General features: G+C 61.7%; 6 protein-coding genes. All 6 read left to right on the forward strand.

Annotation, left to right across the window (positions count from 1 at the left end; translation table 11 throughout):
* The coding region (eno, locus tag EN749_RS28980) for a phosphopyruvate hydratase (RefSeq protein WP_128364438.1) at positions 1–937 on the forward strand (937 nt) is incomplete at its 5' end.
* Between the two features lie 162 nt (positions 938–1,099).
* Complete coding sequence (locus tag EN749_RS28985) at positions 1,100–1,423, forward strand: septum formation initiator family protein (protein WP_127270588.1); 324 nt, start codon at positions 1,100–1,102, stop codon at positions 1,421–1,423.
* Between the two features lie 193 nt (positions 1,424–1,616).
* Positions 1,617–2,654, forward strand: a complete 1,038-nt coding sequence (pdhA, locus tag EN749_RS28990) for a pyruvate dehydrogenase (acetyl-transferring) E1 component subunit alpha (RefSeq protein WP_128309874.1) — start codon at positions 1,617–1,619, stop codon at positions 2,652–2,654.
* A 15-nt stretch (positions 2,655–2,669) separates the two neighbouring features.
* Positions 2,670–4,070: a pyruvate dehydrogenase complex E1 component subunit beta gene (locus EN749_RS28995; RefSeq protein ID WP_127271464.1), complete on the forward strand. Its 1,401-nt coding sequence runs from the start codon at positions 2,670–2,672 to the stop codon at positions 4,068–4,070.
* An 18-nt stretch (positions 4,071–4,088) separates the two neighbouring features.
* Complete coding sequence (locus EN749_RS29000; protein WP_128364439.1) at positions 4,089–5,453, forward strand: pyruvate dehydrogenase complex dihydrolipoamide acetyltransferase; 1,365 nt, start codon at positions 4,089–4,091, stop codon at positions 5,451–5,453.
* Positions 5,454–5,466: 13 nt separating this feature from the next.
* Positions 5,467–5,852 (forward strand): hypothetical protein (locus EN749_RS29005; RefSeq protein WP_128364440.1); only part of this gene is annotated, 386 nt, incomplete at its 3' end.

Below are 5,852 nucleotides of genomic sequence, written 5' to 3' on the forward strand. Positions count from 1 at the left end.
GTCGCGGGCGGTGGCAAGGGCGGCCGCCGATGCCGCCGGCCTGCCGCTGTACCGTTATGTCGGTGGCACCAAGGCGCATCTCCTGCCGGTACCGATGATGAACATCATCAATGGCGGCGCGCATGCCGACAACCCGATCGACTTCCAGGAATTCATGATCCTGCCGATCGGCGCGCCGACGCTGCGCGAAGGTGTCCGCTGGGGTTCGGAAATCTTCCATACGCTGCGCAAGAAACTGAAAGACGCCGGCCACAACACCAATGTCGGCGACGAGGGCGGCTTCGCCCCGAACCTGAAAAGCGCGCCGGTGGCGCTCGATTTCATCATGGAATCGATCGAGCAGGCTGGCTTCAAGCCGGGCGACGAGATCGCGCTCGGCCTCGATTGCGCCGCGACCGAGTTCTTCAAGGACGGCAACTACGTCTATGAGGGCGAGAAGAAGACGCGCGATCCCAAGGCCCAGGCCAAATACCTGGCCAAGCTTGCCGCCGACTATCCGATCATCTCGATCGAGGACGGCTTGGCCGAGGACGACTGGGAAGGCTGGAAGTACCTGACCGACCTGATCGGCAAAAAGACGCAGCTGGTCGGCGACGACCTGTTCGTCACCAATACGGCGCGGCTGCGCGACGGCATCCGCATGGGCGTTGCCAATTCGATCCTCGTCAAGGTCAACCAGATCGGCTCGCTGACGGAAACGCTCGACGCCGTAGAGACCGCGCACAAGGCCGGCTACACTGCCGTCATGTCGCACCGCTCGGGCGAAACCGAGGATTCGACCATCGCCGATCTCGCGGTTGCCACCAATTGCGGACAGATCAAGACAGGCTCGCTGTCGCGCTCCGACCGCATGGCCAAGTACAACCAGCTGATCCGCATCGAGGAAGAACTCGGCAAGCAGGCAAGCTATGCCGGCAAGTCGGTGGTCAAGGGCTGATCCAGAAACACCGGCTCATCGATACCGGACAAAAGGGCGGGAGCATTCCCGCCCTTTTTTGTTTCGACGCCGCCCAACAGGACACCCGTAACCGTCCGTTAAGCACAATCGGGCGAAAAAGATCGTGAGCCGCCTGAGTTCGCGGCCGCGAGGATTTGGATCATGTGGACGCGTCAGCACAAGCAGAGAAACACCGGCCGACTGATCATTCCCTCGCTTTGCGTGGCGTTCCTGGCCTATTTCGGCTTTCACGCCTATCACGGCGAATTCGGCATCTATTCGAAATATCAGCTGGAAGCCCAGACGGTGGCGCTGCAAGGCCAGCTCGATGTGATCAAGGCGCGCCGCATGGAACTCGAGCGCCGCGTTCGGTTGATGCATGAAGGCACGCTCGAAAAGGACATGCTCGATGAGCAGGCACGCAAGGCGCTCAATCTGTCCCAGGCTGACGAAATCACCATTATGTTGCCGACCTCGTCGAAATAACTGATTTCAAGTTAATCATCAATATTTTCAATGATTTTAATCGCTTAGGCGCATGCCAGCTATGCAAATTCGGCATGGCGCTACGCTTTGACGCGTGTTAGCCTCCCTTAAATCGGTGGGGAAGAGCTGATCTCCCCAGAGCAGATTTCATCTGCTCTAATGTCCACAAAGAGACGCCAACAGGGAGTGATGCATGGCCACCGCCGCCAGAAAAGCGCCTGCCAAATCCAAATCCGACGGCAAATCGGGGATTTCGGCCCCCAAGCCTGCCGAATTCACCAAGGACGAAGAGCTTGCCGCTTACCGGCACATGCTGCTCATCCGTCGTTTCGAGGAAAAGGCCGGCCAGCTTTACGGCATGGGTTTCATCGGCGGCTTCTGCCACCTCTATATCGGCCAGGAAGCGGTCGTCACCGGCATGAAGATGGCACTGATCGATGGCGATCAGATGATCACCGCCTATCGCGACCACGGCCACATGCTGGCGATGGAACTGTCGCCGCGCGGCGTCATGGCCGAGTTGACCGGGCGTCGGGGCGGCCTGTCCCGGGGCAAGGGCGGCTCCATGCACATGTTCTCCAAGGAAAAGCACTTTTACGGCGGCCACGGCATCGTCGGCGCGCAGGTGTCGCTCGGCACGGGCTTGGCCTTCGCCAACCGCTACCGCGACAACAACAATGTTTCGCTGACCTATTTCGGCGATGGCGCGGCCAACCAGGGCCAGGTCTATGAAAGCTTCAACATGGCCTCGCTGTGGAAGCTGCCGGTGATCTACATCATCGAGAACAACCGCTATGCGATGGGCACCTCGGTGTCGCGCTCTTCGGCGGAAACCAATTTTTCGCACCGTGGCGCCTCGTTCAAGATTCCCGGCATCCAGGTCGACGGCATGGATGTCCGCGCCGTCAAGGCCGCCGGCGACCAGGCGACCGAATGGTGCCGCGCCGGCAACGGGCCGATCATTCTCGAAATGCAGACCTACCGCTATCGCGGTCACTCGATGTCCGACCCGGCGAAATACCGCTCGAAGGAAGAAGTGCAGAAGATGCGCTCGGACCATGACCCGATCGAGCAGGTCAAGGCACGGCTGATGGAAAAGAAGTGGGCGACCGAGGACGAGCTCAAGACCATCGACAAGGAGGTCCGCGACATTGTCGCGGATGCCGCCGAATTTGCCCAGAACGACGCGGAGCCGGATCCGTCCGAGCTCTGGACCGATATCGTATTGTAACGGGAGGGCAAGGACATGCCGATCGAAATTCTCATGCCCGCTCTCTCGCCGACCATGGAAGAGGGCAATCTTTCGAAGTGGTTGAAGAACGAGGGCGACAAAGTCGTCGCCGGCGACGTCATCGCCGAGATCGAGACCGACAAGGCGACGATGGAAGTCGAAGCCGTTGACGAAGGCACGCTGGGCAAGATCCTGATCGCCGCCGGTACCGAAGGCGTCAAGGTCAACACACCGATTGCCGTGCTGCTGCAGGACGGCGAAAGTGCCGGGGATATCGGCAAGGCCGCGGCGCCCGCCAAGGCGGAAGCGCCTGCAAAGGCAGAGGCTCCGGCGGCGGCAGAGGATAAGGCGGAGGCCGCAAAGCCGGCTGCGCCGGTGGCTGCTGCTCCGAAGTCGGAAATCGCGGCCGATCCGGACATTCCGGCCGGCACGGAAATGGTCTCGACCACGGTGCGCGAAGCGCTGCGCGATGCGATGGCCGAGGAAATGCGCCGCGACGGCGATGTCTTCGTCATGGGCGAGGAGGTTGCCGAATACCAGGGCGCCTACAAGATCACGCAAGGCCTGCTGCAGGAATTCGGGCCGCGGCGCGTCGTCGACACGCCGATCACCGAGCATGGCTTTGCCGGCGTTGGCGTGGGTGCGGCGATGGCCGGCCTGAAGCCGATCGTCGAGTTCATGACCTTCAACTTCGCCATGCAGGCGATCGACCAGATCATCAACTCGGCCGCCAAGACGCTCTATATGTCCGGCGGCCAGATGGGCGCGCCGATCGTGTTCCGTGGACCGAACGGTGCCGCCGCACGCGTCGCCGCTCAGCACTCGCAGTGCTATGCCGCCTGGTACAGCCACATTCCGGGCCTGAAAGTGGTGATGCCCTACACCGCCGCTGACGCCAAGGGCTTGTTGAAGGCAGCGATCCGCGATCCGAACCCGATCATCTTCCTCGAGAATGAAATCCTCTACGGTCAGTCCTTCGACGTGCCGAAGCTGGACGATTTCGTGTTGCCGATCGGCAAGGCGCGCATCCATAAATCAGGCAAGGACGTCACCATCGTCTCCTTCGGCATCGGCATGACCTATGCGGTCAAGGCTGAAGCGGAACTGCGTGGCCTTGGCATCGATGCCGAGATCATCGACTTGCGCACGATCCGGCCGCTCGATCTCGACACCATCATCGCCTCGGTCAAGAAGACCAACCGCCTGGTGGTGGTGGAGGAAGGTTATCCGCAGAACTCGGTCGGCGACCATATCGCCAACCAGGTGTCGCAGCGCGCCTTCGACTTTCTGGACGCGCCGGTCATCACCATCGCCGGCAAGGATGTGCCAATGCCTTATGCGGCGAACCTCGAGAAGCTGGCGTTGCCGAATGTCGGCGAAGTCATCGAGGCGGTCAAAGCCGTCACGTATCGCTGAACCGGGCGGGAGGACAAAATGCCAATCAACATCACCATGCCGGCCCTGTCGCCCACGATGGAAGAGGGCAATCTGTCCAAGTGGCTCGTCAAGGAAGGCGACAAGGTTTCGCCGGGCGATGTGATTGCCGAGATCGAGACCGACAAGGCGACGATGGAAGTCGAGGCTGTCGATGAGGGCACGGTTGCCAAGCTCGTCGTTCCCGCCGGCACCGAAGGCGTCAAGGTCAATGCGCTGATCGCCGTGCTCGCCGGAGAGGGCGAGGATGCGGGCGCTGCCGCGAAAAGCGGCGATACTGCCGCACCAGCCAAAGCCGAGACGCCGAAAGCGGAGGCTCCCAAGGCTGACGCACCGAAGGCTGAGACACCCAAGGCCGAACCGGTCGCGACCGCATCCAAGGCAGATGCGGCTCCGGTTGCCAACGGCCATGCGGCTGGCGAGCGCACCTTCGCGTCGCCGCTTGCACGCCGCATCGCGAAGGAGGCCGGTGTCGATGTGTCTGCCGTGACTGGCACCGGCCCACATGGCCGGGTGGTGAAGTCGGATGTCGACGCGGCGATTGCCGGTGGAGGTGCCCAGGCGGCGCCTGCCGCCAAGGCTCCTGCTGGCGCTCCTGCGCCTGCGGTAAAGGCGATGTCGGATGATCAGGTCCTGAAACTGTTCGAACAGGGCTCCTACGACCTCGTCCCGCATGACAATATGCGCAAGACCATCGCGCGCCGCCTGGTCGAGGCCAAGACCACCATCCCGCATTTCTACCTGACGCTCGATTGCGAACTCGATGCGCTGCTGGCGCTGCGCACGCAGATCAATGCGGCAGCCCCGGTGAAGAAGACCGATAAGGGCGAGGCGCCGGCCTACAAGCTGTCGGTCAACGACATGGTCATCAAGGCGATGGCCATGGCGCTGAAGGCGGTGCCGGATGCCAATGCCTCATGGACCGAAAGCGCCATGGTCAAGCACAAGCATGCCGATGTCGGCGTTGCCGTGTCGATCCCCGGTGGCCTGATCACGCCGATTATCCGCAAGGCCGACGAAAAGACGCTGTCCACCATCTCCAACGAGATGAAGGACCTGGCCAGCCGTGCGCGCAGCCGCAAGCTGAAGCCGGAAGAGTATCAGGGCGGCACCACGGCGGTGTCCAACCTCGGCATGTTCGGCATCAAGGATTTTGCTGCGGTCATCAACCCGCCGCATGCGACCATCCTGGCGGTCGGCGCCGGCGAGGAGCGGGCGGTGGTCAAGAATGGCGAGATCAAGATCGCCACCGTGATGTCGGTGACGCTGTCGACCGATCACCGCGCCGTCGACGGCGCGCTTGGGGCTGAACTGCTGGTCGCCTTCAAGCGGCTGATCGAGAACCCGATGGGCATGCTGGTCTAGGACGGAGAGGGCGGTGCGGATCTTCTTCACCTCCCTCATGGCGTTTTTCCTGTCAGGATTGGCAGGCGGCCTGGTTGCTCAACAGCTGGCGGTCGCAACCCATGCGCAGGAAGAATACATTCTGGTGTTCATGACGTCGGTGCTTGTCACCATTGTTGCAACGATCGTGTTTTTCATCGCGCAGCTTTTTTCGAACGCACCGACGATCATCAACTGGCTGGCCCTCTGCGCAATTCTCCTGTTCGTGCTGATCGGGCTCGGCCTGATCGGTTGGACGTTCTCTCAACCGATCGGCAAGCGCCAGTGGGGAGGCGACCTGCCAATCATCGCCGGCCTGGTTTTGCCGAACCTGGCCACTGTGCTGGTTCACTGGCTGTTCGTGCGCTGGAGGTTGAGGCG

The organism is Mesorhizobium sp. M7A.F.Ca.ET.027.02.1.1, from assembly GCF_004022985.1.
Lineage (GTDB): Bacteria > Pseudomonadota > Alphaproteobacteria > Rhizobiales > Rhizobiaceae > Mesorhizobium.